General features: G+C 63.5%; 25 protein-coding genes. 15 read left to right on the top strand and 10 right to left on the bottom strand.

Features of this window, described 5'->3' with window-relative positions; all coding sequences use genetic code 11:
* Positions 1-32 precede the first annotated feature (32 nt).
* The 4 genes from P5W98_RS16405 to P5W98_RS16390 form a co-directional block, all read right to left on the bottom strand.
* Positions 33-539 carry a metal-dependent hydrolase gene (locus P5W98_RS16405; RefSeq protein ID WP_421026944.1) on the bottom strand — a complete coding sequence of 169 codons (507 nt, stop codon included), beginning with the start codon at positions 537-539 and terminating at the stop codon, positions 33-35.
* 116 nt (positions 540-655) lie between these two features.
* A complete protein-coding gene (locus tag P5W98_RS16400; protein ID WP_421026945.1) occupies positions 656-1,009 on the bottom strand; it encodes a sugar ABC transporter ATPase in 354 nt (117 codons plus the stop codon).
* Between the two features lie 376 nt (positions 1,010-1,385).
* Positions 1,386-2,549, bottom strand: a complete 1,164-nt coding sequence (locus P5W98_RS16395; RefSeq protein WP_421026946.1) for a porin — start codon at positions 2,547-2,549, stop codon at positions 1,386-1,388.
* 4 nt (positions 2,550-2,553) lie between these two features.
* A complete protein-coding gene (locus P5W98_RS16390) occupies positions 2,554-2,970 on the bottom strand; it encodes a hypothetical protein (protein ID WP_421026947.1) in 417 nt (138 codons plus the stop codon).
* Between the two features lie 309 nt (positions 2,971-3,279).
* On the opposite strand from P5W98_RS16390, the gene P5W98_RS16385 reads away from it, so the two are divergent.
* Positions 3,280-3,816, top strand: coding sequence for a hypothetical protein (locus tag P5W98_RS16385; RefSeq protein ID WP_421026948.1), 537 nt, complete (start codon positions 3,280-3,282; stop codon positions 3,814-3,816).
* A gap of 50 nt (positions 3,817-3,866) precedes the next feature.
* Here the strand turns inward: P5W98_RS16385 and P5W98_RS16380 are convergent, their stop codons facing one another.
* Positions 3,867-4,298 (bottom strand): hypothetical protein, encoded by a 432-nt coding sequence (locus P5W98_RS16380; RefSeq protein WP_421026949.1) that lies wholly within the window; start codon positions 4,296-4,298, stop codon positions 3,867-3,869.
* A 380-nt stretch (positions 4,299-4,678) separates the two neighbouring features.
* On the opposite strand from P5W98_RS16380, the gene P5W98_RS16375 reads away from it, so the two are divergent.
* The 8 genes from P5W98_RS16375 to P5W98_RS16340 all read left to right on the top strand — a co-directional run bounded on the left by P5W98_RS16375 (position 4,679) and on the right by P5W98_RS16340 (position 13,391).
* Positions 4,679-5,347, top strand: a complete 669-nt coding sequence (locus P5W98_RS16375) for a CDP-alcohol phosphatidyltransferase family protein (protein WP_421026950.1) — start codon at positions 4,679-4,681, stop codon at positions 5,345-5,347.
* Positions 5,344-6,189, top strand: a complete 846-nt coding sequence (locus tag P5W98_RS16370; RefSeq protein ID WP_421026951.1) for a HalD/BesD family halogenase — start codon at positions 5,344-5,346, stop codon at positions 6,187-6,189. The genes P5W98_RS16375 and P5W98_RS16370 overlap by 4 nt, the downstream gene beginning before the upstream one ends.
* Complete coding sequence (locus P5W98_RS16365) at positions 6,186-7,196, top strand: flippase-like domain-containing protein (RefSeq protein ID WP_421026952.1); 1,011 nt, start codon at positions 6,186-6,188, stop codon at positions 7,194-7,196. Before P5W98_RS16370 ends, P5W98_RS16365 begins: the two co-directional genes overlap by 4 nt.
* A gap of 21 nt (positions 7,197-7,217) precedes the next feature.
* Positions 7,218-7,997, top strand: a complete 780-nt coding sequence (locus P5W98_RS16360; protein WP_421026953.1) for an NTP transferase domain-containing protein — start codon at positions 7,218-7,220, stop codon at positions 7,995-7,997.
* A 218-nt stretch (positions 7,998-8,215) separates the two neighbouring features.
* On the top strand, positions 8,216-9,619 hold the full coding sequence (locus tag P5W98_RS16355) for an MFS transporter (protein ID WP_421026954.1): 1,404 nt from the start codon (positions 8,216-8,218) through the stop codon (positions 9,617-9,619).
* Between the two features lie 167 nt (positions 9,620-9,786).
* Positions 9,787-11,553, top strand: coding sequence for a gamma-glutamyltransferase (gene ggt, locus P5W98_RS16350; protein WP_421026955.1), 1,767 nt, complete (start codon positions 9,787-9,789; stop codon positions 11,551-11,553).
* A gap of 504 nt (positions 11,554-12,057) precedes the next feature.
* The gene (locus P5W98_RS16345; RefSeq protein ID WP_421026956.1) at positions 12,058-12,339 is read left to right on the top strand and encodes a hypothetical protein; all 282 of its coding nucleotides are present in this window, start codon (positions 12,058-12,060) and stop codon (positions 12,337-12,339) included.
* A gap of 26 nt (positions 12,340-12,365) precedes the next feature.
* The gene (locus P5W98_RS16340; RefSeq protein WP_421026957.1) at positions 12,366-13,391 is read left to right on the top strand and encodes a VTT domain-containing protein; all 1,026 of its coding nucleotides are present in this window, start codon (positions 12,366-12,368) and stop codon (positions 13,389-13,391) included.
* A 77-nt stretch (positions 13,392-13,468) separates the two neighbouring features.
* On the opposite strand, the gene P5W98_RS16335 is transcribed toward P5W98_RS16340, so the two are convergent.
* Entirely contained in the window at positions 13,469-14,170 is a 702-nt protein-coding gene (locus P5W98_RS16335) for a carbonic anhydrase (protein ID WP_421026958.1), read from the bottom strand.
* Positions 14,171-14,606: 436 nt separating this feature from the next.
* Complete coding sequence (locus tag P5W98_RS16330) at positions 14,607-15,851, bottom strand: MFS transporter (RefSeq protein WP_421026959.1); 1,245 nt, start codon at positions 15,849-15,851, stop codon at positions 14,607-14,609.
* 114 nt (positions 15,852-15,965) lie between these two features.
* Between P5W98_RS16330 and P5W98_RS16325 the strand changes: the two genes are divergently transcribed.
* Both P5W98_RS16325 and P5W98_RS16320 read left to right on the top strand, forming a co-directional pair.
* Positions 15,966-16,847, top strand: a complete 882-nt coding sequence (locus P5W98_RS16325; RefSeq protein WP_421026960.1) for a LysR substrate-binding domain-containing protein — start codon at positions 15,966-15,968, stop codon at positions 16,845-16,847.
* Between the two features lie 409 nt (positions 16,848-17,256).
* Positions 17,257-17,667 (top strand): BON domain-containing protein, encoded by a 411-nt coding sequence (locus tag P5W98_RS16320; RefSeq protein WP_421026961.1) that lies wholly within the window; start codon positions 17,257-17,259, stop codon positions 17,665-17,667.
* Between the two features lie 152 nt (positions 17,668-17,819).
* Here P5W98_RS16320 and P5W98_RS16315 read toward each other — a convergent pair whose 3' ends face one another.
* Positions 17,820-18,773 carry a LysR family transcriptional regulator gene (locus P5W98_RS16315; RefSeq protein ID WP_421026962.1) on the bottom strand — a complete coding sequence of 318 codons (954 nt, stop codon included), beginning with the start codon at positions 18,771-18,773 and terminating at the stop codon, positions 17,820-17,822.
* Positions 18,774-19,025: 252 nt separating this feature from the next.
* Between P5W98_RS16315 and P5W98_RS16310 the strand changes: the two genes are divergently transcribed.
* Complete coding sequence (locus P5W98_RS16310) at positions 19,026-20,552, top strand: CoA-acylating methylmalonate-semialdehyde dehydrogenase (protein WP_421026963.1); 1,527 nt, start codon at positions 19,026-19,028, stop codon at positions 20,550-20,552.
* A gap of 42 nt (positions 20,553-20,594) precedes the next feature.
* Positions 20,595-21,485 carry a 3-hydroxyisobutyrate dehydrogenase gene (mmsB, locus tag P5W98_RS16305; RefSeq protein WP_421026964.1) on the top strand — a complete coding sequence of 297 codons (891 nt, stop codon included), beginning with the start codon at positions 20,595-20,597 and terminating at the stop codon, positions 21,483-21,485.
* A gap of 53 nt (positions 21,486-21,538) precedes the next feature.
* Here the strand turns inward: mmsB and P5W98_RS16300 are convergent, their stop codons facing one another.
* Both P5W98_RS16300 and P5W98_RS16295 read right to left on the bottom strand, forming a co-directional pair.
* Positions 21,539-22,615 carry a phytoene/squalene synthase family protein gene (locus P5W98_RS16300; protein ID WP_421026965.1) on the bottom strand — a complete coding sequence of 359 codons (1,077 nt, stop codon included), beginning with the start codon at positions 22,613-22,615 and terminating at the stop codon, positions 21,539-21,541.
* A gap of 102 nt (positions 22,616-22,717) precedes the next feature.
* Positions 22,718-23,668 carry a LysR substrate-binding domain-containing protein gene (locus P5W98_RS16295; protein ID WP_421026966.1) on the bottom strand — a complete coding sequence of 317 codons (951 nt, stop codon included), beginning with the start codon at positions 23,666-23,668 and terminating at the stop codon, positions 22,718-22,720.
* Positions 23,669-23,791: 123 nt separating this feature from the next.
* Between P5W98_RS16295 and P5W98_RS16290 the strand changes: the two genes are divergently transcribed.
* Both P5W98_RS16290 and P5W98_RS16285 read left to right on the top strand, forming a co-directional pair.
* Positions 23,792-24,967 carry a M20 aminoacylase family protein gene (locus P5W98_RS16290; RefSeq protein ID WP_421026967.1) on the top strand — a complete coding sequence of 392 codons (1,176 nt, stop codon included), beginning with the start codon at positions 23,792-23,794 and terminating at the stop codon, positions 24,965-24,967.
* Positions 24,968-25,048: 81 nt separating this feature from the next.
* Positions 25,049-26,377, top strand: a complete 1,329-nt coding sequence (locus P5W98_RS16285; protein WP_421026968.1) for an MFS transporter — start codon at positions 25,049-25,051, stop codon at positions 26,375-26,377.
* The last annotated feature ends 235 nt before the right edge of the window (positions 26,378-26,612 follow it).

Below are 26,612 nucleotides of genomic sequence, written 5' to 3'. Positions count from 1 at the left end.
CAATCAATGCGACCGTTGCTAGCTTGCAAGCGTCAGGCAAGCCGGCGTAGCGGCTCGAGCGACCACCCATGCGGTACGCCATGCACGGCGAAGAACCACGCGGCAACCCACGAGGCCGCGACAACGATCAGATCACATCGGCCGCTGCGCCACAAATTCAACGAGTGGCGCTGCACGATCCACGGCACGCCGAGAGGATTCGGCCAGTCCGCGAACAAATGGATCAGACCGCCGCACGCGAAGCCGAATGCCGGTGCGGCAACGGGCAGATGCCCGAGTTCGCGATACGACCACCAAAGCAGGGCAATCCAGCCCACGCCCCAATGCGTGAAGGTCCGATGGGTAATCCAGAGTCGGCGCTTCTTGCTCCACCATGCAACCTCCAGCCAGTCGGGCGCAGTGCCGCCGGCCACGCCCGCAACGAACGCTAGTGCGGCATAGAGATGCCATGGGCTGTCCGCTCCGGCGTGCGTGACGATTGCAGCGGCGATAACGCCGGCAGCCCAGCCGGTGGCGTGATGTGCGGTCCCTGATGCCATGAAGCAGTGTGAGTGCAAAGTCGAAAGAGGGCGCAATCTTCGCAGATGCGACGGCTTCGTGACAGGGGGTACACGAGGAATTCACCGCGCGCCGATCGAGACCGCCGCTTGATAACTCAGGTTGCGCAGCGCGCCACGGCGAAGCGCAGATTTTCCTCGGGCAGATCGTTCGAGCTGGACGCTCCGTGCGTCACGCGAATTACCGATCCGCTGCCGTTCGGCGTGAGTGAGACGAAGTATGAGGCGTTCGAACTCGAGCCAATCGCGAGTTCGGTGGCGTTGCCCGAGTGCGATTCATGCGTGTGCGACAGATGGCTTCTGAGGCAACTCGCGATTGACGAAGGCGAGCGTGCCGAGGATGCGTAGACCATTGCGCCATTGCCCGAGCTGGTGCTGGGCGGCGACGATCCGCAGGCGGCGACGAGTGCGAGCGGCAAGGCGGCGGCAAGACGTTGCGTGAGCATATTCATGGGCGTCGTAGCGAATGCAGGGAAAAAGCAGCGCGCGATGCGCTGCGGCGGGCGTGTAGATGAGTATACGCACAGGTCTGACAGTGCAGGTTCACGCAGAAGTAAGAAGATGCAACACGGCGAACCTGGCGTGCGAGCTAGCCGCGATAGCACTACGAAAGTTGCCGATACGAAATTGAGAAAACGCGCGAGAAAAATTCGGAGCAAGGCCCAGGGAACGAGTCGGGGGAAGGCAGCGCAACAATCCGCATGAACGAAGCGAAACAAAAAACGCACATGCGGTTGTGCCGCATGTGCGTTGGGTAGAAAGCGGGCAGAGCGGCGAACCTCGCGGCCTGCCCGAAGGCTTGCGCTGCGAGGCGCAAGCCGGTCCGTTTTAGAAGCGGTGACGCAGGCCGATCGTTGCGGCAACCTGGTTGCCCGTCGACGAAGGCGACAGCGTGTTGATTGCCGCGACGTTGGCGATCGGCACGCCGTTCTGCATGCCGAGCGAACCCGATGCGTGCTGGTACACGCCGGCGAGATAGACGTCGGTGCGCTTGCTGAGCGAGTAGTCGGTGCCGACCATGACGGTGTGCCACTTGGGATGCTGATCGCCAGCGCCGGTGCCGGTCACGGTGCCGTCAGTGAATGTGTACGAACCCATGAGCGAGAGCGCCGGCGTAAAGTGGTAGGAACCGTTGATTTCGTAGTTGTTGAGGTGCAGGTTCAGGCCGCTGACCCCAGCGATATTCATGCCGCCGCTGCCGAGGCTTTGCAGACCGTCGATCTGCGAGTGCGAATACACAAAACCGAACTGCGCCGCGCCGTACGTATAGTTCGCACCGGCGCCGAAGCTGCGTTGCGAGCGGGCCGAGATGTTCTGGTCAGCCGAGGCTGCGCCATTGGCGTTGCCGCCATAGGTGCCCGAGTTGTTCAACTGCAGGTAGCCAGCCGCAAGATTGAGCGGGCCGCGGTTGTACGATGCGCCTGCGCTCCATGCGCGGCTGTTGGAGAAGCCCCCGGCCTCATTCGAAAAGCCGTACATGCCGCCGAACTGGAAGCCCGCGTAATTCGCGCTCGAGTACTTGACCGCATTCTTGATCGAGAACGACTGCGCGAAGTTATCGTTGTCGAACGGGTGGCCGGCCAGGTTGTTGCCGTAGCCCATGCCCGCTTCCGAAAGCGGCGCGAGGTACTGGTTCATCGAGTCGTACTGGCGGCCGAGAGTCAGCGTGCCGTACTTGTCGCTCTGCAGGCCGACAAAGGCTTGACGGTTGAAGCCATTGTCGCCGTTCTGGTAGCCGCCGTTATTGAGGTTGAAGCCGCTCTCCAACGTGAAGATCGCCTTCATGCCGCCGCCAAGGTCTTCAGCGCCTTTGAGGCCGAAGTAGTTGTGCGACAACGCCCCGGTGCCCTGCGCCCACTGGCTGTGGCCACCAGCGTTGTTCGCATAGAGGAGGCCGGCATCCAGCGAGCCATAAAGGGTTACGGTGCTTTGTGCATGTGCGCTCATTGCAAATGCACCAATAATGCCTGCGACAATAAAGGTTTTTTTCATGCTTTTAACTCCGAACTGTACTTGGGAATCTCACGGGGAACGAATGCTGCGGTGTTCCTGTGGTCTGAAGATTCGGAGCGAAGTTTATTCCGGCAATCTCGATGTTTTGTTCTGTGCGGCGCAACAATACATTTTCAAAATCGTAATAGCGATTTTTATATTTGTAAGTTGCTGCGTTGAAACGATTTTTCTGGATAAATGGACGATGCGACAAAATGCGCCATTTGAGACATGTTGTGTGGGCGCGACGCCGTAGGTGGCCTATCGGTCGGGATTGAGCGCTATCATGACGTGTATTACGAGATATTTCAATCGATTTGTGCAAGGTACTGTTCCAAATCGGGGTCTCTATTGAAAGAGATGTCGGCGTTACAATTGCACCCAGCCCTCGACCAAGGGTGGTCTTTTTCATCTGTTTCACGCGGCCTCCGGGCCGCGTTTTTTTTTTTGGCCCGTTGATATTGAAATATTTTCAGTTCGAATTGATGCGCGCAAAATAGTGTTGCGAGAAACGATGAAAGTCTATTGCCGCGTTTTGGCGCGCACAGGTCGCGGCCATTTTCGGATGCATGCGCTAAAGGACTGCGCTATTTGAAATCGGGCAAATTCACGGCGAACCGAACAATGGCGCGGGAAGAGAGCATGGCCGCTGGCCGGACGCTTGCGGTTAAAATCTTGCCCCTGCCCGCGATGCAACGGGCAGCTTCCGCAGAACCCGATGGAAACCGCCATGACCGATTCTTCGCCCGCTGTCTCTCCCGCCGATCCCTCCGGGGACACCTTGCACGATCCGGATGCCGGCTCGTCCGAAGTGGTCCAGGACCCGCGCTTGTGGCACAAGGACGGCTGGATGGCGCGTGTCATCAAGAATGAGGACGATGACGGCTGGGCCGTCGAAATGATCAAGGATGGCGAGCCCGAGCCCGCACTGGTTGGTCCCTGGACCATGGGCCGCGACAAGAAGAATCCGAAGCCGCTCGACACGTCGGCGTTCAACACGCTGGTGAAAACGGCATCCGAGGTGTTGCGCCGCCACGAGCAGCAATTGCATGCGATGCTGCACAAGCGCCTGGGTGTGCAGACCGACGACGGCGACATCGACGTGACTCTCGATATCGTGCCCGACGAATACGAACCCTACGCGCTGCTCACGGCGCTCGACGCGTTCGGCGAGCAGATCGCGCAGGTGCGAGTCGCACCCACCTTCAAGCTGACCAAGGCGCGAGCCGAGTCCTGGGTCGAAGGCGGCTTCGGCCGTATCGATTGACGTGACGGCGCAATCACACGGTAATCAATAAGGCGCCGGCGAGAGGGCGCTCAGTCCTGCTGGCAGAAAATCGCGGTCAGCAACGGCCCGGCATGATGGACGATGGCGGTATTGCCGGCCGCGTCGAGCGCTTCCTGCACCCGGGCCTGCGTGGCCACGACCACCGCGCCATATGCCGAGCGCGCGATCGGCTTGCCGCTGCCGGTCTGGAATAGCGGGTCGTCTTGCTGGAAGCCGACGATCGCGAACACGCTGAAGCCATAGGCCGTAAGGTGCTGACCGCTCGCGGGCCAGAACGCGTTGATCGAATTGCTTTCGACCCTCATGGGCTTTGCGTTGATCAGCTTCTGGTCGATGAGCCCGGAGATGAACTGGTGCGCCGATTCCTTGCAGGTCAGCCCATCGTCGAGTGCAGCGGCATGGCCTGCGAGAGGCACGAAGGGCAGCGTTCCAAGCAGAAAAGCAGCAGTAAGACGTTTCATTGAAATTCTGGCGAGTGAGTCGCGCTGATGCCCGGCATCCCCACGCGTTGCCTGGGGCGCGCGCACAGCGGATTGCACTGTACGCGGGTTCGGGCGAACTTGCTTGCGGTGCCGTTTCCGGTGCCACATTGTGGGACCCTCTTGCGAGTCCCGGGCGACGTGGTCTCATTGTTCCTTTCAATTTCGCTTGCGCATCCGGAAAATCTGCAAGTTTTCTGGAAGCCGTATATTATTTCGCGGTTATGACTGGAAAAGACAAATCTGCCGAGTCGGTCCCAAGCGTGGTCCCAAACGGGGTCCCAAACGGGGTCCCAAACGCGGTCCCAAGCGCGGTCCCAAACACGTCCCCCAGTGCGGCCCCGAAACCCGCTCCGCGAACGGTGCCGCAGCCGCGCACATGGGACGCGCGCGCGGCGCGCTGGCTCGTGACGCCGCTCGTGCCTACCTGCGTTACGCCCAATCATCTGACCACGCTGCGTTTGCTGATCGGCCTCGTCGGGGCTTACTATCTGGCGCGCGGCGACTTCCTGAATGTCAATATTGGCGCATTCTTGATTGTCTTGTCGAATTTCGTTGATCACACGGATGGTGAGCTCGCGCGGATCAGCGGTAAGACCAGCCGCATCGGCCATTTCTACGATCTCGCCGCCGACGCGGTAACGACCGTTCTGTTGTTTCTCGGCATGGGCTACGGGCTCGGCGCCGTGGCTGCCGCAACCGGCGCCCCCGCGACCGAATGGCGAGTGCCGCCCGTCGTGCTTGGCGGGATCGCGGGCGTGGCGGTTGCCGTGATCTTCTTCCTGCGCATGCGCATCGAGGAAATGGCGGGCAAGGCCGGCACCCAGCAGGCGTTCATCGGCGGCTTCGAAACGGAGGACGTTCTCTATCTGTTGCCGCTTGTCACGCTCACCGGGATCGTCGGGCCGTTCGTGGTGGCCGCTTCTCTCGGCGCGCCGCTTTTCGCCATCTACGTGGTGCTCGACTACTGGCGCGTCACGCGCCGCGTGAGCTCGGGCAAGGAACCCCGTCAGGTCTGGATCAGCAGATGAGTGTGCAAGCAGAAGAACAAGTCGCGTCCACCGGGCGTTTCGCTGGTGCACCGACCGCCGCGTCGGCAGCCGGACTGGCGTCACGGCCTGATGCCGCAATCGGCCAGGCGCTGGGCAAGCTGGACGCCGCGCAACTGCGCGACGAGTACGTGAATCAGGGCTCGTTCCTCTATCTCTCCGATTTCTTGCCTCGCGACGCGACGCAGCGGCTCATCGATGCCGCCAACGCGCTCATGCCCGAGGTCAATCGCAATTTCATCCCGGGCCACAAGGCCGGTGGCAGCGTGAGCCGTCACACGATCGACCGCTTGCAGCCGTATATCGCGGAGCTGTACCGCTCGCCGAAGCTCATCGCGTGGCTCGAAAAAATCACCGGGGACCGGCTTCAGCTTTCTCCCGAAGACGATCCGCATGCTTACGCGCTCTATTACTACACGCGCGCGGGCGATCACATCGGCTGGCATTACGACACCTCGTATTACGACGGCCGTCGCTATACGGTGCTGTTGGGCGTGATCGACGAATCGTCGTGCATTCTCGACTACGAACTGCACACGCGCGACGACAGCAAGCCTGACGAGCCGGGTGCCGTGCAATATCCGCCAGGCGCGCTCGTGCTGTTTGACGGCGACAAGCTGCGCCATCGCGTGACGCCCAGCCGCGAAGGCGAGGTACGCGTGTCGCTTACGTTCGAATACGTGACGAACCCGAACATGCGCCCGTGGCGGCGTTTCATCTCGAACATGAAGGACGCCATCGCGTACTTCGGTTTTCGCCAGGTGTTCCGCAAGGCGCTCCAGTCCGCGCGCGCGGGCGGCGGCAAGGCCGGAGGCCCGGTGTGAGCCGCATTGCCATTTTGCTGTTGTCGGTCGGCACGGCACTCTTCATCGCACTGCTTGCATGGCAAGGCATCGGCTCGGTGACGGGCGCGCTCGCAGCGGCCGGCTGGGGGCTCGCGCTGGTGGCTGCGTTCCACGTCGTGCCGCTCGTGCTCGATGCCGGCGCGATCGCGGTGCTGTTTCGCAAGAGCGGGCAAGTTGACCGGCGCGACGCGGTGCTCGCGCGCTGGAGCGGCGAGTCCGTGAACAGTCTGCTGCCCGCAGGGCAGATCGGCGGTCCGGTCGTCATGGTGCGTCAGCTTGCGCAGCGCGGCATGGCCATGCGCGACGCAGCTGCGGCCATCACGGTGAGCACGACGCTGCAGGCGCTCGCGCAAATCGTCTTCGCGGTGTTCGGCATCGTGCTCTTTTCGGTCTGCGCAGCGGACGACGCGCCGCGCAATCTCGGCATGGCCGCGCTGATCGCGACCGGCGTGCTCGCCGGCCTGATCGGCCTTTTTTACGCCGCGCAACGGCGCGGTTTGTTCGGCCGCGTGCTGCGTCTCGCTTCGAAGGTGTTCGGCAAGCGCGACTGGTCGGCGCTCGCCACGCGAGCCGATGCCGTCGACGCCGCTGTCAAGGCGCTCTATGCCGATCGCTCCCGCGCGGCGGCCAGCTTCGCGTTGAGCTTCGTGGGCTGGCTCGTCGGCACCGTGGAGGTGTGGCTCGCGCTGCATTTCCTCGGTCACCCCGTTAGCTGGGTCGATGCGCTGCTGCTCGAAAGCATCGGCCAGGCGATTCGCGGCGCGGCTTTCGCCATTCCCGGCTCGCTCGGCGTGCAGGAGGGCGGGTATCTGCTGCTCGCGCCGCTCGTCGGTCTGCCGCCCGAGGCGGCGCTCGCGCTCTCGCTCGCCAAGCGCGCGCGAGAAATCGTACTGGGCCTGCCGGGCCTGCTTTACCTGCATATCAGCGAACGTAGCTGGCAGCGGCGGCGTGCGGTGAGCGTGCCGGCTGTCGAAGTTGCCGATTGATTTTTTTCACCCAAGGAACGCATGCGCGCCATTATTCTCGCGGCAGGTCTCGGCCTGCGCCTTCAGCAACCCGCTGGAGAACAGTTTCCGAAATGTCTGCTGCAATTCGAGGGCCTGACGCTGCTCGAGCGCCATCTGCAGATGCTCGAGTCGGCGGGTGTGACCGAAGTCGTGCTCGCACTCGGCTTTCAACCGGAGCTGGTCGAGGCCGAGATCAAGCGCATCGGCTGGCCGCATGAAGTGGAGGTGGTGCTCAATCCGCGCTTCGATCTCGGCAGCGTGCTCACGGTGCATCGCACGGCGCAAGCGCTCACGCGCGGCGGCGACGTGTTGCTGATGGACGCCGACGTGCTTTACGACGAGCGCGTGTTCGCGCCGCTCGTGGCGGGCGAGGCGCCGGCCAACCGCCTGCTGATCGACCGCGACTTCGAGGCGGGCGACGAACCCGTGAAGCTGTGCCTGCGCGATGGCGTGCCCGTCGAACTGCGCAAGCAGCTCGCAGTCGGTTTGAAGTACGACACGATTGGTGAATCGGTGGGTTTCTTCCGCCTGAACGAAGCGACGGCGCGCCGCTTTGCGCAAATCGTCGAAGGCTATGTCGATACGGGTCGTGCGAACATGCCGCACGAAGAAGCGTTGCGTGATTTGCTGCTCGAACGCGGCAGCGAATTCGAAACCGCGGACGTCACCGGCGCGCCGTGGATTGAAATCGACTTCCCGAATGATGTGAAACGCGCTGCGGAAGAAGTGCTGCCGCAATTGGCGCCGGCCATGAGCCGCGTGAAGCAGGCGGCGTTTTGAGGGCAGGCTGAGCCGCATTTCGTCTCCGCCATGCAGGGGCCGTGAAGGGCGTTGCCGCGTGAATGCGGTAATGCACCGCACGGCCCTCGTGATTTTCCCGGCGCGCTGCTTCATGTTTTTGTGCGCCGCTTCATCTGTTGCGGATTCACCGTTTTTGGCAACACAGTGCCATAATGGCAGCTTTACGCCATCAGCCCCGCTGATTGTCGTTTCCGCCCATGCCCCTTGCCCTAGGCACTTTCATCGTTCCGCTCATCGTCGCGTGCTCGATGTTCATGGAGAACGTGGACGCGACGGTCATCGTCACATCGCTCCCCGCGATGGCCCGCGATCTCGGCCAAAGCCCCATCACACTCAAGCTTGCTGTCACGAGTTACGTGATCGGATTGGGCGTGTTCATTCCCATTTGCGGCTGGGTTGCCGACCGCTTCGGCTCGCGCAACGTGTTTCGCACCGCCATCGGCATTTTCATGGCGGGCTCGCTGCTGTGCGCCGCGTCCAGGTCGCTCGAGATGTTCGTGGCCGCACGTTTCGTGCAGGGTATCGGCGGCGCGATGATGGTGCCCGTGGGCCGCATCATCATCTTTCGCTCGCTGCCCAAATCGGACTTCATTCGCGCCGTCAACTATCTCACCGTGCCGGCCTTGCTCGGTCCCGTGATGGGGCCGCCGCTCGGTGGCTTCATCACGACGTATCTGCACTGGCGGCTGATTTTCTTCGTCAACATTCCGATTGGCCTGCTCGGCATCTGGCTTGCGAACCGCCACATCGCGAACATGCACGAGGAGCATCCCGGACCCCTCGACTGGATCGGCTTTCTCCTCTCCGCGGGCGGTGCTTCGCTCTTCATGCTCGGCCTCTCGCTGGTGGGCGGAGAACTGGTTTCCAATGCGAAAGCCGTGGCGATGTGCGTGGCCGGCGCGCTGCTGCTGGGCGCTTACTGGCTCTACGCGCAACGCGTCGAACGGCCCGTTCTCGATCTGAAATTTCTGCGCATCCCGAGTTTTAACGCGAGCGTGGCTGGCGGGTCGCTGTTTCGCATCGGACTGGGCGCCGTACCGTTTCTGTTGCCGCTCACCCTGCAGGAAGGGCTCGGCATGACAGCGTTTGTTTCAGGCGCCATCACGTGCGCGTCGGCATTCGGCTCGATCTTCATGAAGTCGGTAGTTTCGCGTGTGCTGGGCCGCTTTGGCTTTCGCCGCACCTTGATCGTCAACGCCGCGCTGGCGGGCGCGTCCATTGCCGTCTATGGGCTGTTCACGCCGGGCACGTCTGTCTGGCTCATCTGGCTCGTGGTGCTGTTGGGCGGCGTGTTTCCCTCGCTTCAGTTCAGCGGCCTCAACTCGCTCGCTTACGCCGACATTCCCACCCGGGACATTGGCCGCGCCACCAGCGTCGCCAGCGTGATCCAGCAGGTTTCGCTGGGGCTCGGCGTGACCATCGCGGGCATCGTGCTGCAGATTTCGCATCGGATACAGGGGCATTCGACCATCGTGTGGTCGGACTTCTGGCCGGCGTTCTTTGTCGTGGCGCTGTTTTCTGTGGCTTCGATCCCGGTGACGATGCGCTTGCCCGCCAACGCAGGCGAAGAGATCGCGCGCGGGCGGCACGGCAATACCTGATTTTTTCGCCCGATTTCGCTTTTGCTTGTCGGGGGATGGCTATCGGCGGATGGCCTGATCGCAAACGTTTTCTGTGCGTGCTATAAGCGCAGGATCCGGGCTGAAAGTCGAATGAAAAACCGGGTCGTAAGTTGGTGCTCGATGAACCGAATCATGGAGGTCACTCAATGAAGCTGGTCGATAGAACGAAAATTTCCGCTGCTGCTCTCGCACTCGTTTCGCTTTCCGCCTTGTCCGCGGGCTTTCTCGAAGCCACGCCCGCCATTGCGAAGGACACGCAGCAGCGTCCCGCCGTACTGAACGCATCGGCGGTGGCCGTTGCCGACAAGTACGCTGCCGACGCCGCAGAACAGATCTTCAAGGAAGGCGGCAATGCCGTCGATGCGGCGGTCGCGATTGCCTTCTCGCTGGCGGTCACGTACCCGGAAGCCGGCAACATCGGCGGCGGCGGATTCATGACGCTGTATGTGAACGGCAAGCCGTACTTTCTCGACTATCGCGAGCGCGCGCCGCTGGCGGCCACGCGCAACATGTACCTCGACGACAAGGGCAATGTGATCGAGGGCAAGAGCCTCTATGGCTACGACGCCGTGGGCGTGCCGGGCACCGTCGAGGGCATGTGGGAGGCCCAGCGCCGCTTCGGCAAGCTGCAATGGAAGCAGGTCCTGCAGCCCGCGATCAAGTACGCGCGCGACGGTTTCGTCGTCGACGAGCAACTGGCCAAGCGCCGCGAGGAGGCGTCGAAGGAGTTCGGCGGCAAGACCAATTTCGACCAGTTCTTTGGCGAGATGAAAGAGGGCGCGAATTTCAAGCAGCCTGATCTTGCGGCCGTGCTCACGCGCATCGCGACCCAGGGCGCGAAGGACTTCTACGACGGCAAGACCGCCGACCTGATCGCGGCGTCGATGAAGGGCCACGGACTCATCACCAAGCGCGACCTGCAGGAGTACAAGGCCGTCTGGCGTCAGCCGGTGGAAGCCAGGTGGAACGGCTATGAGGTGATCACGGCGCCGCCTCCGAGCTCGGGCGGCGTCGGTCTCGTCCAACTGCTCAAGATGAAGGCGATGCTCGCGCCGCAGTTCAAGGATGTGCCGCTCAATTCGCCGCAATACATCCATCTGATCGCGGAGATCGAAAAGCGCGTGTTCGCCGATCGTGCGCAATACCTCGGCGACCCGGACTTCTACAAGGTGCCGGTTTCCCAGTTGACCGACGACGCCTATCTCGCCAAACGCGCCGCCGACGTGAACCCCGACAAGCCGTCGGACACCAAGGGCGTGCAGCCTGGCCTCGGCACCTCGATGCCGGAAAAAGCGGACGCGGCGCACGGCAACAAGATGCCCGAAAAGGCGGAGACGACGCACTTCTCGGTGGTCGACAAGTGGGGTAACGCCGTGTCGAACACCTATACGATCAACGGCTACTTCGGCTCGGGCGTGGTGGTGCCGGGCGCGGGCATCGTGCTGAACGACGAAATGGACGACTTCTCGGCCAAGCCGGGCGTGCCGAACATGTTCGGCGTGGTGGGCAGCGATGCGAATGCGATTGCGCCGAAGAAGCGCCCGCTTTCGTCGATGAGCCCCACGATCCTCACCCGGGACGGCAAGGTGGCGCTCGTGATCGGCACGCCTGGCGGCTCGCGCATCTTCACGTCGATCTTCCAGGTCATCAACAACATCTACGACTTCAAGATGCCGTTGAAGGACGCGGTGGGCGCGATGCGCTTCCATCATCAACTGCTGCCGCCCAACACGATCTTCTGGGAGCCGTACCATCCGATCGACGGCGATCTCGCCAAGCAGGTCGAGGCCAAGGGCTACGTGCTCAAGGGTCAGGACTTCAGCGGCGACATCCAGGCGATCCGCATCGACGGCGATACGCCGGAGGCGGCCGCCGATCCGCGCGGACGCGGCGTGACACGCGTGATTCAATGAATCGAAGCTCGCGTGCGATGAATGTTCGTATGCGTTTTGTCGTCTTTATTGAGGATTCGGCGATTGGATTCATCTCGTAGTGTGCAAGCTCCGGTGACGTGAAAACTCAACCGGCGTGTGTTTTCCCGGGCGGCTTTTGCCGCCCGTTTTTCTTTCCCGGCTTCGGTCGCGCGCACGCACGGGTTTTCTTGAATGGGCCGGGAACGCTAAATACGCTCTGATGTTTGCGGCTGCTCCGATGTTTGTGCACACAATGGCAACGGGCCGACCCGGCAGCCATCCAGGCATTTTTCAACTCACGGTCATTCACGTCGCGCATGCTTCTCACTAGCCGCGAACTGGCGTTGCGCTCCGACGTCTTCAAGCTGATGGCCGACCGCACGTTGCCCGAGGGCGACCTGCGGCTCGAAGTGGGGCGGTTCATGCCCGACCTGCTGCACGCGGACTCTGGGTTCCTGTGTGTGGGATGGCGTGCAGGAAAATGCGCGTCGTGTGGCGTTGAACATGTCCGCCGGCACTCTGGGCGATTACGAGCACTACTTCCAGTACCGCGATCCGTTGGCGCACGCGTTGCTCTCGCGCCGCGGGGCCGGACGGGTGAGCGATCTGCTCTCGCATGAGTCGTTCGTGCGCTCGCACGGCTGTTGCAACCGCCGCGGCGCTGAGTTGATGTGGGCGAGATGGTGTGTTGCGCGACGCGAAGCAAGGTGGCAAGCAAAAATGCACCCGGTTAGGGTAATCTCCAACTTCGTGCTGCATCTGCACATCAATTTGCTTTCGGATTAAAACGTTTTCGCGCAGGAAATCCCGATATGTGGACGCTTCCCACCGCCATCCCGCCCGATTTCGGTGCCGGGGTGGTTTTTCTCAGCGTGCTCGTGACGCAGCTGGGCGCGCCGGTTCCCGCTGCGCCGGTGTTGATACTGGCGGGCACCATGGCCGCGGGACAGGAAGCGTCGTATGCGAGTCTGCTGCTGGCTGCGGTCGTCGCGACCTTGTTCGCCGATACGCTCTGGTTTACGGCGGGCCGCATGCGCGGCCGTCGCCTGCTCAATTCGCTCGTCCGCTTTTCGCTTTCGCTCGATACGACGATTCGTGTGGCGCGCAATGTGTTCGAGCGCCACGGCGCGCCCATCCTCGCAGTGGCGAAGTTCGTGCCCGGCTTGGGACTCATGTCCGCGCCGCTGCTCGGCACCACGTCGATGGACCTGCGCCTTTTCCTGATCTGGGACGCCGTGGGGGCAACGCTTTGGGCCGGCACATGGCTCATCGGCGGGGCGGCCTTGCACACACAAATTGCCCGCTTCGCGATGTTCGTGCGCGCCAACGGCTGGACCATTTTTGACGTGCTCGCACTGGCGGGCCTGCTATTTCTCGCTTATCGCTGGGTGCGCCGCATGCAGTTGCGCCGCTGGCTGGCCACCCACCGGATTTCGCCCGCGCAGCTCGACGAGATGATGAAATCGCCGCTGCCGCCGCTCGTGTTCGACGCACGCCCCCAAAGCGTGCGCGAGAGGGAGGCTTATCGCGTTCCGGGCGCGCGTCCGCTCGATCTGGACTCGACCGAGGTGCTCGCGCCCGAACTGCTCGCGCGCGCGATTGTGGTGTATTGCGTGTGCCCGAACGAGGCGACGGCCAAGCGCATCGTGAGCCGGCTGCGCAGCAAGCAGATTCATCACGCTCACGCGCTCAAGGGCGGCCTCGACGCCTGGGAGCGCGATGGCTATCCCGTCGAGCCGCTTTCTGCGGAATTTCATGGCGCATATGCGCGCGAGGACGAGGCGTTCGAAGCGGGCGCCGAGCAGGAGTTCACAGTTCGGGCCGGCGTGCCGGAGTAGTTCGACCGCTCGTCGCCGCCTGTCGGCACATCAGGCGGCCGTGCTTGCCGGGCCGCGGCATGACCTGTTTCGGCGGTTCAGCCCGTGGTGTCCTTGAGCATCCGGGCGCGCGCCGCGCCGAGCGATTCGAAGCGGCCGTGGGTGTCGTCGAAGATGGAAATCGTGCCGTGGCCGATGTCGTACACCCAGCCCTGCACCTGAAGCTTGCCTTGCGCCACGCGGGCCGCAACCGCAGGGTGAGTGCGCAGGTGCGTGAGCTGCAGGCGAACGTTTTCCTCCACGAGCGCCTGCACCACTTGATCGGGGTTCAGCCCGCGCGTTTGCACGACGCTGCGCGCCGCTTCGGCGTTGCGCAGCCAGGCTTGCACCGTGGGCATGTCCGCCGCGGCCTCGGGGCCATCGGCGAGGCCCTTCATGGCGCCGCAGTCGGTGTGGCCGCACAGCACGATCTGCCGCACGTTCAGCGCGAGCACCGCGAATTCCACGACCGCCGAGACACCGCCGAGCATTTCCCCGTAGGCCGGCACGATATTGCCGATGTTGCGGCAGACGAACAGCTCGCCGGGGCGCGTTTGCGTGATCAGTTCGGGCGAGACGCGCGAATCGGCGCAGGTGATGAAAAGCGTATGCGGCGCCTGGAAGTTGGCAAGGCTGCGAAACAGCTCCTTGTCACCCGGGAATACGTTACGAGCGAACTCATCCACGCCGTCGAGAAGGTGCAGCAAATCGCAACCACACGAGTCGGAATGACCGTCGTGCGAATGGGTATGGTCTGGCATGGAAGTTTCTCTCTTAGTCATGAATCGACACATTCGAATAGCAACAGCGGCAGTTTATGCCGAGTTACGTCCGGTCGCTGTGTTTCGGTTCGGAAAATTCCGTCCGATCGTGCGTTTTCTGGTTTCCCGATCATCACGAGCCTGCGCAAGCCGCATATAAAACATCGTGTCGCGAGGCTTGCCTTATTCGTCATACAACCGGTCAGTCGGTTGGCCTGGCGAGCGACGCCGAAGTCCGGACGGCGCGCATCTACCCGAGGCCGGCGGGGCAGCATTGTACTCGACGCACGAATATATGCGAGGGGTGGGGAAGGAGGGGGCTGGGGGCAAGCGGAACCGCTGGCACGTGATCGAACCGATTACGGGCACCGATTTCGCGCCGCGGGAAATTAGTTTGGATGCCGAAGGACTCGAGGCATGGCCGATGCGTTCGAACTCACGATTCCATGACGGGGTGTGCGGCGCCGGCGCGCCGGTTCGGCAGGAAGTACCATACGCCGGCGAGCACCTGCAGCCCGATCAGGCTGGCCCAGACGGCTTGATGGGCGACGACCGGATAGCGGCCGTCCACGGCGCTCCAGCGGCTGAGCGCTGCGCCGATCGCGATCTGCGCGAAAAAAATTCCGATGAAGATGACGAGCGTGAAAGTGGTGTTGACACGGCCAATCAGGCGCGGCGGAAAGTGTTCGGCGAGCACGGCGTAAGTAAGTATCCCGGTGCCGCCCAATGCGCCATACGCGGCCCATAGAAACGCAGCGGGCAGCGGCACGCGGGCTGCGAGCAGCGTCTGGACGAGTACGAAGAGCGTCATGGTCACGCCGGAAAAGCGCGCGACGCTCACGCCATAATGCTCGAAGGTGCGTGCGAGCGCACCGAACCCGATGTTGCCGACGATGAACGCGCCGCCGAGCACGGAAATGAGCGACGCCGCGCGCGAGGCCGCATCGGCGGTGCCGGCGGGCGCCATGTCGCGCAGGAAGGCGCCCACCCACAGCGACTGCATCGCGTAGAACACGATCTGCGTGAAAGCAGAGAACGTCGCGGTCTTCCAGAACGCATGGCTGCGCAGAATGTGGGCGGTGCCCTTGAATTGATCGAGCACACTCGCTTGATGATGGGTGTCGCGCGTATGCGGACCGCCGATCCAGATAATGGCCGCGACTGCCGCCGTGAGCACGGCGAGCCCGACGCTCACGCTGCGCCACGGCGCGATCGTCAGCAGCCAGGAGAGCGGTGCGCCGACCGCTACGCCGCCGAGGCCGCCCACCGCCATCACGAGGCCGTTGACGAGCGTGAGCTGGGCGACCGGGAAGTGCTGGGCGGTGGCCTTGAATGCGCCGCCAAGGCAAACCGAGACGCCCACGCCAACCATCAGACGCCCGGCCATCATCGCGCCCATGCTGTGCGACAGCCCGAACACGAGCGCGCCGGCGGCGGCCACCAGCATCACGCACGCGGTGACGCGGCGCGGGCCGAAGTGATCGAGCAGCACGCCGGCGGGGATTTGCGCGCCTGCGAAGCCGAGGAAGTAGAGGCTCGTAAGCGTGCCCAGATCGGTGGCGGTGAGGCCCATTTCATGCGTCAGGAATGGGGCAAATCCCAGATTGACGCCGCGAAAAAGATACGAAATGAAATAGCCGAGTGCGAAAACGGCGAATACGCGCAATCTGAGTGCGGTCATGGTGCGTACGAGACCTGAAAGCGAATGGAATAACTGGCTCACGATTATTGGCGAGAAGCCGGTTCCGATGCCAGCGAGAGATTTCAGACGCGATTGTGAGTAGAATTTGACGTCATGTCCCGACCGCTCCCACCCTTGCAGGCCCTGCGCGCGCTCGAAGCAGCGGCGCGGCGGCGCAGTTTCAGCCGTGCGGCCGAAGAATTGCATTTGACGCATAGCGCCGTGAGTCATCATCTGCGCGCGCTTGAAGCCGAGTTGGGCGTCGAGCTGTTTCGCCGCGTGGGCAGCCGCATGATTCCCACGGCGGCCGGCGCGCAGCTTGCCGATCGTGTGAGGCGCAGTCTCGAAGAACTGCGCGAGGCGCTCGACGCCACGCGTCCGGGCGTGAGCGGCGTCACGCGGCTCGAATTGAGCGTGATGTCCGATTTTGCTTCGGTCTGGCTGATACCGCGTTTGGGCGACTTCTACGACCGCCATCCGAACGTCGATCTCTCGTTGCGCATGCACGCCGACGTCACGCCGCCCGATCCTTATCCGTTCGATATCGGCATCTGGCATCGGCGCGTGGACGAGCCGGGTTTCCAGTTCCGCAAGCTGCTGGACGATCAGGTGGTGGCCGTCTGCAGTCCCGCGTTGCTCGCGCGCTACCCGGCGTTTCGTATCGAAGACCTCGCCGCCATGCCGTTGCTGCGCTTCTCGCGCCGCTCGTGGCGCGACTTCTTCGAAGCGGCAGGCGTGGGGGGCGACGAGCCCGAACGCGGACCGGTATTCGACGATGCCGGTCTTCTGCTGCAGGCCACGGTGGCCGGGCAAGGCGCCGCCACAGCGCGCCTGCAACTCGCGCGCGGCTTCATCGATCGCGGCGAGCTGGTGCAACTGGGGCAGGTGCGCATTCCCGCGTCGCTGGACTATTACTTCACGTGGCGCGAGGGTCATCCGCGCGAGGCGGCGATCCAGCAGTTCTATCGCTGGGTGAAAACGCAGCTCGTCAATTAACGCATGCTATTTTTTTATGAGTAAATGCGGGTAAAACCTGTGTCCGGGCCTGTCAACGGCACGCTATCGGTATGCGTTGCTGGTCAATAAGGACCTGCAATGCCGCATACATGGAATTAGCGGTATCGGTCATTCATGAAAGGGAAGCGTTAGCCGTAAATGCCGTTCAATAGCATTTGCAATGGTGGCAGCATTGAGTGGCAATAGCGGCTGGCAATTGCAGGTTTCGCGTCAGGTCTGACGTAAATGGAGTATCGTTACTTCCCAATGCGCTCTTCGTGGCGGACTCGACCGGGAATCAATGGGGAGTCAGCCGCATTGGCAGCGGCTGTTTAACCGGCAGTGAATGGTATGTAGTGCACCGGTCCATCGAGGGCCATCAAAAAACTGTGACAACAGGAGAAACCGCATGAAGGCTATTCAGGCGTTCAAACTGGCAGCCGGCACGATGCTGGTCGCCGCTTCGCTCCACGTGTATGCGCAGACCGCCGCAAGCGCACCGGCCGCCGCTCCGGCAGCCGCCGCGCCGACAGCTGCACCGACCGACGCCGCCCAGGCCCAGGTGAAGCAGTCGAAGGCCGAACTCAAGAAGGCAAAGGCCGCTAACCGCGCGCTGTCGCGCAAGGTGCGTGGCGCACTCGCCAAGGACAAGAACATCAGCGTGGCCAACATCACCGTGCGCGCCAAGGACGGCGCCATCGTCCTGCAAGGCACCGTGCCGGAGCAGGCGCAGATCGACCACGCCACGGAAGTGGCGAAGGGGGTTGCTGGCGTGACGTCGGTTAAGAACGCGCTGACGATCCGTCCGGTCGGGACCTGATAGTTGGACCGTGACTGAATGGCATCCGGAACGGAGTCGGTCCGTTCCGGATGCATTCGGGTTCACCAATTTTGGTTTTTACTGCGGAAGCCGTACATGCAGTCCGTGAACCGGATTGCATGTACGGCTTTTTCTTCATGTCATTGGTGCAGTCAGGGCTCGATGTAGTGCATCTCTGACGACTCGCCCATTAGCAGCGCCTGGTTCGCATCCGCAGCCGCACGCAAATAATCCCAAAGAGACGTGATGCGCCGCAGCTTGCGCAAATCTTCCCGGCTGCATAGCCAGAAACGCCGTGTCACGACGATTTCGTCCGGCAGGATCGCCACGAGCCGCGGGTCGGGCTCGGCCATGAAGCAGGGCAAGATGGCGAGCGCGCTGCCTTGCAGCGCGGCATGATATTGCGCGATCACGCTCGTGCTGCACAGGCTCGCCGTGACGTTCGGCGCCGTGCGTTCGAGGTAGAGCAGCTCGTGGCTAAACGCGAGATCCGCGACATAGCTGATGAACGCGTGATGGCGCAGGTCGGCCGCCGTCCGGATGGGAGCATGCTGCTCGATATAGTCAGATGTCCCATATAAACGCAGGCGGTAGTCGCATAGCTTCGTATAGACGTATTGGCCGCGTTCGGGGCGCTCGAGCATGATCGCCAGATCGGCTTCTCGCTTCGAGAGGCTCACGAAATGCGGCACCGGTAGCAGATCGATCGACATGTCGGGGTGCTTGCCGGTGAAGCGGGCCAGTTGGGGAGCAAGAAAGAAGCAGCCGAATCCTTCGGTCGACCCCACCCGCACATGGCCGGAAAGCGATTGCGCGCCGAGCGCGAATTGCTCGCTCGCCGACTGGACCGTGCTTTCGATGGTGTCCGCATAGGCCAGCAGGCGCTGGCCTTCGGCCGTGAGCACGAAGCCGCCCGAGCGCGATTTGTCGAACAGCACCGTGCCCAGCGCCGCCTCCAGTTCGCGCACGCGGCGCGCGACCGTGGTGTGGTCGACGCCGAGGCGCCTGGCCGCGCCGCTGGCGCGCTGCGTGCGCGCTACTTCCAGGAAATAGCGTAAATCGTCCCAGTTCAGCGTCTCCATCGGCCTCATTGTGCTTTTTTGCATATCGGATGGGTTTTTTCGTCTCTACAACGTGGATATTCGAATAACTATACTCGGTTGGAGACCGCTTCATAAGCGCCCGCCTACAATGAAATAAAGATGGAGACACGCGATGCCGATCAGCACGCCGCCACGACGCCTTCGTTTGCGCACTCCGATGCGCTCACGCCATGCCTGAAGCACCCCGAAATTAGATCGTAATCCTGTCTATCCGGCTCACGCCGGCCCGTTCAGACTTTACAGAGAGAGTTCAAGATGAACGCAGTCACCCAGGCCTCCAACGCTCAAGTCTCGACCGTCAAGCTGTTGATCGGCGGCGAGTTCGTCGAATCGAAAACCACCGAATGGCGCGATATCGTCAATCCGGCCACCCAGCAAGTGCTGGCGCGCGTCCCGTTCGTGACCGTCGAGGAAGTCGACAGGGCTGTCAAGAGCGCGCATGCCGCGTTCGCGACATGGAAGAACACGCCGATCGGTACGCGCCTGCGCATCATGCTCAAGCTGCAGGCGCTGATTCGCGAGAACATGTCGCGCATTGCGCAGACGCTCACGGCGGAGCAGGGCAAGACGCTGCCCGATGCCGAGGGCGACATTTTCCGCGGCCTCGAAGTGGTCGAGCACGCGTGCTCGATCGGCACGCTGCAACAAGGTGCGTTCGCTGAGAACGTCGCCGGCGGCGTCGATACGTACACGCTGCAGCAGCCGCTAGGCGTATGCGCGGGCATCACACCGTTCAATTTTCCCGCGATGATTCCGCTATGGATGTTCCCGATGGCGATCGTCTGCGGCAACACGTTCGTGCTCAAGCCGTCCGAGCAGGATCCGCTCTCCACGATGCAGCTCGTCGAACTGGCCGTGCAGGCGGGCGTTCCCGAGGGCGTGCTCAATGTGGTGCACGGCGGCAAGGAAGTCGTCGACGCGATCTGCACGCATCCGCTCGTCAAGGCGATTTCGTTTGTGGGCTCGACGGCGGTGGGCACGCATGTCTATCGGCTGGGCAGCGAGCATGGCAAGCGTGTGCAGTCGATGATGGGCGCGAAGAATCACGCGGTCGTGCTGCCCGACGCCAACCGCGAGCAGGCGCTCAACGCGCTCGCGGGCGCGGCATTCGGCGCAGCGGGCCAGCGCTGCATGGCCACTTCAGTGGTCGTGCTCGTGGGCGAGGCCCAGCAGTGGGTGCCCGAACTCGTCGAAAAGGCGAAGACGCTGAAGGTCAATGCCGGCAACGAACCGAAGACCGACGTCGGCCCGGTCGTCTCGCGTGCCGCGAAGGCCCGCATTCTGGGCCTGATCGAATCGGGCGTGAAGCAGGGCGCCACGCTCGCGCTCGATGGCCGCGACGTGAAGGTGCCCGGCTATGAGAATGGCAATTTCGTTGGCCCGACGGTGTTCACCAATGTGAAAACCGATATGGACATCTATACGAACGAGATCTTCGGGCCGGTACTCGTGGTGCTGACTGCGAATACGCTCGACGAGGCCATCGCCATCGTCAATGCGAATCCGTTCGGCAATGGCGTGGGGCTCTTTACGCAAAGCGGCGCGGCGGCGCGCAAGTTCCAGAGTGAAATCGACATTGGTCAGGTGGGCATCAATATTCCGATTCCGGTGCCGGTGCCGTATTTCAGCTTCACGGGCTCGCGCGGCTCGAAGCTCGGCGATCTCGGTCCGTACGGCAAGCAGGTCGTGCAGTTCTATACGCAGACCAAGACCGTGACGGCGCGCTGGTTCGACGACGCCACCCTCAACACCGGCGTGAACACGACGATCAACCTGCACTGAAGCGCCGCAGTTGCCTGATTAACCATCAAGGGAGAATCGCTCATGAAAATCGGTTTCGTCGGGCTGGGCCACATGGGGGCGCCCATGGCGCTCAATCTGCTCAAGGCAGGGCACGCGCTTACCGTGTTCGATCTGAGCGCCGAGGCGATGCAAACGCTCGCCGACGCGGGCGCAACGAAAGCCGCGTCGCCCAAGGCGGCCGCCGCGGGCGCGGAGTGGGTCGTCACGATGCTGCCCGCAGCGGCGCACGTGCGCACCGTGCTGACCGCCGAGGACGGCGTGCTGGCGGGCATCGCTAAGGGCGTGACGATCATCGATTCGAGCACCATTGACCCGGCGAGCGCGAAGGCGTTCGGCGCGCTCGCCGCGAACAACGGCAACGCATTCGTGGATGCGCCGGTGTCGGGCGGCACGGGCGGCGCGGCGGCGGGCACGCTTACGTTCATGGTGGGCGGCAGTGCCGCGCTCTATGAAAGCGTGAAGCCCGTGCTTTCCGGAATGGGCAAGAACATCGTCCATTGCGGCGAGACCGGCACGGGGCAGGTGGCGAAGATCTGCAACAACCTCGTGCTCGGCGTGACGATGGCGGGCGTGGCGGAAGCGATGGCGCTTGGCGAGGCGCTCGGCATCGACGCGAAGGTGCTGGGCGGCATCATGAATACGTCGACGGGGCGCTGCTGGAGCTCGGACACGTATAACCCGTTCCCGGGCGTGATCGAGACGGCGCCTTCGTCGCGCGGCTACACGGGAGGCTTCGGCACGGATCTGATGCTCAAGGACATGGGCCTCGCGACCGATGCCGCGAAGACCGTCCACCAGCCCGCTTATATGGGCGCGCTCGCACAGCAGCTATACCAGGCGATGAGCAGCCGCGGCGACGGCAAGCTCGACTTCTCGGCCATTATCAAGCTGTATCGCGGCGAGAAGGGCTGAGCGGTTCGCAGTGCATGTCCGGCGCGTGCTTTTAACGGCACGCGCCGTTTTTTTTACGCCTTCTCGATTGCGGCCATGCGTGCCTCGATACGTGCGAGCAGGCGCTTGAACCATCGGTCGAGCAGCGCATTGGAAGGTGCTGCGAGCGTCGAGCACGCAAGAATGCGATAGACATCGTTGCGCGTGACTTTGGATGGGCGCGCGGGATCGAGCCAGTCGTCGTTGCCGACCAGCCGCTCCAGCGTCTCGAGGCCGATGAGGATTGGCCACAGGCACGCGAGCCGCAGGCGCACGGACAGGCGCGGCAAGGCGAACGTGTAGTCGATGGCGGCGCGGAAGTGATCGAGCGTGATGCGCACGAGCCCGAACATCAGCGGCCGGGCGCGCGCCGAGGTGCCGGGATGGAGCAGGTCCTCGGGCGTGAGGCCAGCCTGCGCGAGCATGGTCGCGGGCAGGTAGCAGCGGCCGATGCGCAGGTCCTTGCCGCAATCGCGCAGCACGTTGACCATTTGCAGCGCCTTGCCGAAGCGCACGCCGCGCTGGTGCATCGTTTCGCGCAGCGCGGGGTCGAGCGTGCCGGGCAGATGCATATAGGTCATCTTCGTCCAGAATTCGCCCACGCAGCCCGCCACCAGATACGTGTAGCGGTCGAGCGCGTCCCACGTGCCGAGCGCGGCGACCTTGCCTGAGCGCTCGTCGGGGAAGGTGTTCAGATCGAACTCCATGCCCTCGGTGAGCGTCGTGACGATCTCGCGCACGGCCGTGCGGTCGGCCTGCTCGAGTTGCGCCAGCACGTCGAGCGCGCCGTCGAGCGATTCGAGCAGCAACTTCTCGTCCGATTGCGTTTGCTGGCCCGCGACTTCGCCGGCGATGCGCTGCAGGGCATCGTCGTGCGCCGCACTGCAAGCCGTGCCGTTGATGCGCTCGCGCAGCGCAAGCAGCAGCGCGAGACGCTGGGGCGGCGGAATCAGCGAGGTGTCGGCGATGGTGTCGGCGGCGCGCGCGAGCAGATAGGCCTCGCCCACCGGGTCGCGCATCCCGGCGGGCAGCACGCGCATGGTGAGGTAGAACGAGCGGGAAACGCCTTTGAGCAACGGACCGAGCAGGAAAGCCCGATTAGAATTCTGCATGTCGATGGGGGCAGTGGAACGGCAGCCGCATTGTAGCGTGGACGAGTGACGGGGGATCGGAGCGGTTCGATCGACGCACGCCGGCAAGCCCGCCCACGCGCCTCAAATCAGTAGCTCTAGCGAGTGATAAAGCCGGCGCCGTTCCGGATCCTGGGACGCCTCGCCCGCGTGGATCGCCTCCTTGAGGCAGGCGAGAAAGCATTCGGCGGCGGCGGAGAGCGGCACGCCGCGTCGCGCGACCACGCTCACCACGGTGCGGTCCACTTCCTCCTGGAGCGAGAGCGCGCGCAGGTTCTCGCGCGCGAAGCGCGTCTCAACGAGCGGCCACGGGAAGATGCTTGCCATGTCGGTGTTCATGATGAGTCCCATGGCCACCACGAAAGAATGGGCGAGATGCACCGTGCGCGGCAGCGGCAGGCCGTGGCGGCGGAAAATATCGTCGGTGATCATCTCCTTGCTCGCCGGATCCCAGTTGAGCAGCCATTCGCAGTCCTGTAGTTCCTCGAGCGACTGCGCGTGCTCGAGCGGATGGCCCTTGCGCACGACCACGGCGGATTCGGTGGCGAAGATAGGCGTCTGCGTGAATTCGGCGTGCAGCGAAGCCGGGCCTGGCTTGCCGAGCGAGAAGTCGAGCGTGCCGTCGCGCAGCCGCGGCATGACGATATTGAGCAGTCCCTCATAAAACTCCAGTTGCATCCCCGGCATGCGCGCGCGAAACAGCGTCACGGCGTCGGGCAGGAACGAGAGCGCGAGCCACGGCGTTACGCCGATCGAGAGCTTGCCGCTGCCGCGCCCGCGCCGCGCGTCGAGTTCGTCCTGGGCGCGCGACATCTGGCGCACGATGGCCCGCGCATGCACGAGCAGCGCCTGGCCGGCCTCGGTGAAGGCGATGCCATTCGCATTACGCGTCACGAGCGCGATCTGCTGCTCGGCTTCCAGCTCCCGCACGGCCTTGGTGGCGGCTGCGGGCGAGATGCCCAGCGCGCGCGCCGCCGCGCGGATGCTGCCGGCGTCGGCCATGGCGACGAGCGCCCTGAACTGGTGGAACTTCATAAGTGGAAACCCGAGTGAGAACCTGCGGTTGGCAGGCTAACCATTCTAGGACTGTCCGGGGGAAAACGGCGTGTTTATCCTGAGACGTCACGCAATCCATGCTTTGAACACAGGAGACGACGGATGAACACCATGGCGATCCCCCCGGCTATCGCGGAAATCGAAGCAGAAATGATCGCGTTGCGCCACGCGATCCACGCGCATCCGGAGCTCGGTTTCGAGGAGTTCGTCACGAGCGACCTCGTGGCCGGGCGGCTCGCCGAATGGGGCTACGAGGTGCACCGCGGGCTGGGCGGCACCGGCGTCGTGGGCACGCTGAAAGTAGGGACGGGCACGAAGCGCCTTGGCCTGCGCGCCGACATGGACGCGCTGCCCATCCAGGAAAACACCGGGCTCGATTACGAGAGCCGTGTGCCCGGCAAGATGCACGCGTGCGGCCACGACGGCCACACGGCCACGCTGCTCGCGGCGGCGAAGCATCTCGCGCAGTCGCGTTCGTTCGACGGCACGCTGCATCTCATTTTCCAGCCCGCCGAAGAAGGGCTCGGCGGCGCGAAGCGGATGCTCGACGAAGGTCTGTTCGAGCACTTCCCCTGCGATGCGGTTTTTGCCATGCACAACATGCCGGGCTTTCCCACGGGCAAGCTCGGCTTCCGACCGGGGCCGTTCATGGCGTCCTCGGACACGGTGATCATCGACATCGACGGGCGCGGCGGCCACGGCGCCGTGCCGCACAAGGCCATCGACCCCGTGGTGGTGTGCGCGAACGTGGTGCTCGCGCTGCAAACCATCATTTCGCGCAATGTGCCGCCGCTCGACATGGCGATCGTCACGGTGGGCGCGATTCACGCGGGCGAGGCGCCCAATGTGATTCCACAGACCGCGCAGATGCGGCTCTCGGTGCGCGCGCTGCGCCCCGAGGTGCGCGACCTGCTCGAAGAGCGCATCACGACGCTCGTGCACGCGCAGGCGAGCGCCTATGGCGCCACCGCTCGCATCGATTACCAGCGCCGCTACCCGGTGCTCGTGAACGACGCGGACATGACGGCATTCGCGCAAGACGTCGCGCGCGAATGGCTGGGCGAGGCGGGCTTGATCGACGATCTCCCGCCGCTCACGGGCAGCGAGGACTTTTCGTTCCTGCTCGAGCACTGCGCGGGCAGCTATTTGATCATCGGCAATGGCGACGGCGAAGGCGGCTGCATGGTCCATAACCCCGGCTACGATTTCAACGACGACTGTCTCGCAACCGGCGCCACGTACTGGGTGAAGCTCGCCGAGCGCTTCTTGCGCGCCTGAGCCTGACCATCGTCCAAAGTGCACTACAGCGCATTCGATCAACGCTTCTGATCAAGATACAAAGACATGAGGAGACCCACGATGAACGCCACTTCGCTGAATTCGCAGGCGAACGCCGACGCGCACGGGCACACGCGCGCCTCGCGCGCGAAGGCCATCGCCGCGATCACGCTCGGTAACGGCCTGGAGTTTTTCGACTTCACGGTCTACAGCTTTTTTGCGACCACCATCGGCACGCTGTTCTTTCCGGTGCACGGTTCGCTGAACCAATTGCTGCTGGCCGTGGGCAGCTTCGGCGTGGGCTTCATCGTGCGGCCGCTCGGCGGCGTGCTGATCGGCGCATTCGCCGACCGCGTGGGCCGCAAGGCGGCCATGACGCTCACGCTCTGGCTCATGGCGCTCGGCTCGGCGATGATCGCGTTCGCGCCCACCTACGCGCAGATCGGTCTCGCCGCGCCCGCGCTGATCGTGCTCGCGCGGCTCGTGCAGGGCTTCGCGGTGGGCGGCGAGGTGGGCGCCTCGACCACGATGCTGCTCGAATACGCCGACGACCGCACGCGCGGCTTCTACGGCAGCTGGCAGTTCGTGAGCCAGGGGCTCAACGTGGTGTGCGGCGCGCTGCTTGGCGTGGCGCTTTCCTCGGCGCTCTCGCCCGAGGCGCTGCAGAGCTGGGGCTGGCGCGTGCCGTTCGTGATCGGCATGCTGATCGTGCCGGTGGGCGTCTATATCCGCCGCCATCTCGACGAAACCCTCGAGCACGCCGAACCCGTGGACATGACCGCGCCCGTGACCGAGACTGCGCGCCCGCTGCTCGAGATCTTCTCGAAGCATCGTGCGGCGCTCGTCGCGGGCGTCGTGACGACCATCGGCGGCACGGCGGCGAACTATATCGTGCTGTTCTACATGTCCACCTATGCGATCAAGATCCTCGGCCTGCCGATGTCGGTGGGCATGAGCGCGGCGCTCGTGGCCGCGCTCGTGACGGCCGCGTGCTCGCCGTTCGCCGGCATCCTGTCCGACCGCTTTGGCCGCAAGCGGGTGTTCGGCTATTCGCGCGTGCTGCTGGTCGCGGTGATCTATCCGGCCTTCATGGTGATTCACGCCATGCCCACGGTGCCGACGGTGCTCGCCGTCGTCGCCGTGCTGGGCGCGCTCGTCGCGTTCACCGCGGTGCCCAACATCGTCATGCTGCCGGAGCTGTTTCCGCAGTCGATCCGCGTGACGGGCATGTCCATCGTTTATTGCGTGGGCGTGTCGATCTTCGGCGGCTTCGCGCAGTTCTTCGCGACCTGGCTCATCAAGCTGCTCGATAACCCGCTCGCGCCAGCCTGGTATCTGATCGGATGCGGACTCGTTTCGCTGCTGGCCTTGCCGCTGATCCGCGAACCGGCGGGCCGGCCGCTCGACTGAGCACGCCAGCGGCTCGAAGGCGTCAGTCAGGCGGACGGGGCCGCCTGGGCGCTGCCTCGGCCGCTGTAAAGGTTGGCATTCCGACTTTTCTTGATTTGTTGCTGTTTGCGTAACATTTCGCTCAATTATTTCGCAATTCGTAGACAGTTTTGATTGCCGGCAAACACCTGTCGTTTGCAGACAATCTCGACGCAGCCAAAAAGAGAAACACAGTAAGATTTCGCTCCGGGCTTTC

The sequence above is a fragment of the Paraburkholderia sp. A1BS-2L genome, assembly GCF_051125205.1.
Lineage (GTDB): Bacteria > Pseudomonadota > Gammaproteobacteria > Burkholderiales > Burkholderiaceae > Paraburkholderia.
This window is presented reverse-complemented; position numbering and strand designations above follow the sequence as displayed.